A 2,108-nucleotide genomic window follows, 5' to 3' on the forward strand; every position below is an offset into this window, starting at 1 on the left:
GAATGGATTTATTCTTCAAGAAAATACATCAATTTTGATAAGTAGAAATGGTAAAAACATTGTATAGCATTTTACACAGGAGTCTGGACTTGACTCACTTCCTTTATTATTTTTCATTTTTTTAAACTATTTAATACTAATGTCTTTTATAATAGCTTTTCATATATTATATAATCAATCTTTATAAGTCCTTTTATAAATTTCTTTTCTACCATTTTCGATAAATTCCTGTTTAATATTTTTAATTCCATAAACAATAGTTTCAATAGGATAATATTCTTCAACTATATCTTGATATTCTTTTGCTTTCTCAATATCTATATTTCCATACATTCTTAATATATCTTCTCCAAAATTTGTTCCTATTTCTTCTTCACTATCTTCAAGTAAGTATATAAAATCACAATATTCATCTATAATTCCAGAATCTCCAAAATCAATTATTCCAGTTAATCTATTATTGCCATCTAACAATAGATGATTACAACTAAAATCATTATGGCATAAACACTTTTTACCCTCAAAAACTGTTGTTGCATTTAGTCTTTCCATAAAACTTTCTATATAATCTTTTTCTATATCAGTTAAATCATTATAAATAGTTTCACGCAACAATATATACTCTTCTAATACATTTTGTTTATTATCAATAGTACATTCACTAATATCTGTATAATCTAAACCGTGCATTTGTCTTAAAAAACTGGCAATATCTCGTTTTAACAAATTTTGTTCTTCTTCTGACATAGTAGAATAAATTTCTGGTGTTAAAAAAGTTCCTTTAATTTCTTTATAACCTAGTATAGATAATTCATCACTAATATACGAATATTCAATATTAGGAATTTTTACATTAGTTTCTAAATTTGTATTTAAAAAATTATATATTGCTTTTTCTTTTGCATAACCTTTTTTCTTATTAGTACTAAATTTTGTTTTAAAAATGTATTCATTATTAACTAAATATGCCACACTATCATAACCACTACCGATTATTTCAATACTATCTACTTTGAAATTATCAAAGTAATGCTCAATTAAATATTTCATTGCCTTAACATTTGTGGCATTATCATCATATCTATATTCCATTAAATAACAATCTTCTTTTTTGCCCTCGTGTAATTCATGTTCTGGCAAATCTTCAATAATTCTAAAACCAGATTTTTGGTATGCCCTTATTGCTCTTGGATTATTTTTATGAGGGTCTAAAATAACTGCATTAGCATTTCTTTCTTTTTTCAAAAATTCAAAAATCAATTTAATATATCTTGTACCAATTCCTTTACTCCAATAATTTGGCTCTCCTATAAATTGATCCATACCATAGACTATCTCATCAGTTTTTGGATAATGATAATCAGTATATAACTCATCATACATTTTATATATTTGTCCATATCCAATAGGAACATTGTTATATTCAATAATTACTCTAAAAACTTCATCTTCCCAAGGCTCTGTATAATGTTTTTTTAATGATTCTAATGTATATTTTTTATCTCTACCACCATAAAATTCTAATACTCTTTCATCAGTTAACCATTTTAACATCAAAGGAAAATCATCATCTATTAAAGTTCTTATACATATTTCATTTTCAACTATATTCATTTATTTATCACCTTTTTCATAATCATATACATATACTATTTCATCTTTATAATCATTTTTACCACCTAATTTTTCATATACATGGCAAGCTCTAGGATTACCTTTATCAGTTATTAAAAACATTTCAGAACAACCAATCTCTTTAGAATATTCCTTAATAAAAGATAATAATTTTGAACCATAACCTTTGTCTTGATAGTTAGGTAACATTCCTATTGAGTGTAAATAAAACATTGTTTTTCCATCAGGTCTTAAAAGTGTATAGCAATATGCAAATCCTATAATTTTATTATTTTCTTTAGCTATAAACCCAAATGAACTGGTATCATTAAGAAATCCTTTTAAATTATCAATATCAAAAACCATATTATCATCAATTAAAACTTCTTCCATAAACTCAGTCAAGTCCAGACTCCTGTGTAAAATGCTATACAATGTTTTTACCATTTCTACTTATCAAAATTGATGTATTTTCTTGAAGAATAAATCCATTC

The 2,108-nt window shown here is 24.8% G+C and carries 2 protein-coding genes; both read right to left on the reverse strand.

Annotated elements, in window-relative coordinates; all coding sequences use genetic code 11:
• Window positions 1–174: 174 nt before the first annotated feature.
• Entirely contained in the window at window positions 175–1,614 is a 1,440-nt protein-coding gene (locus BDW25_RS10820) for a bifunctional aminoglycoside N-acetyltransferase AAC(6')-Ie/aminoglycoside O-phosphotransferase APH(2'')-Ia (RefSeq protein ID WP_001028144.1), read from the reverse strand.
• On the reverse strand, window positions 1,615–2,019 hold the full coding sequence (locus BDW25_RS10825; protein ID WP_000134308.1) for a GNAT family N-acetyltransferase: 405 nt from the start codon (window positions 2,017–2,019) through the stop codon (window positions 1,615–1,617).
• Between the last annotated feature and the right edge of the window lie 89 nt (window positions 2,020–2,108).

It is taken from the genome of Staphylococcus sp. AtDRG32, assembly GCF_004365845.1.
Classification (GTDB): Bacteria; Bacillota; Bacilli; order Staphylococcales; family Staphylococcaceae; genus Staphylococcus; species Staphylococcus hominis.

Bases quoted from the DNA above. Each gene is read 5' to 3' on its own strand.
- BDW25_RS10820 (WP_001028144.1), bottom strand. From the start codon at position 1,614: ATGAATATAGTTGAAAATGAAATATGTATAAGAACTTTAATAGATGAT.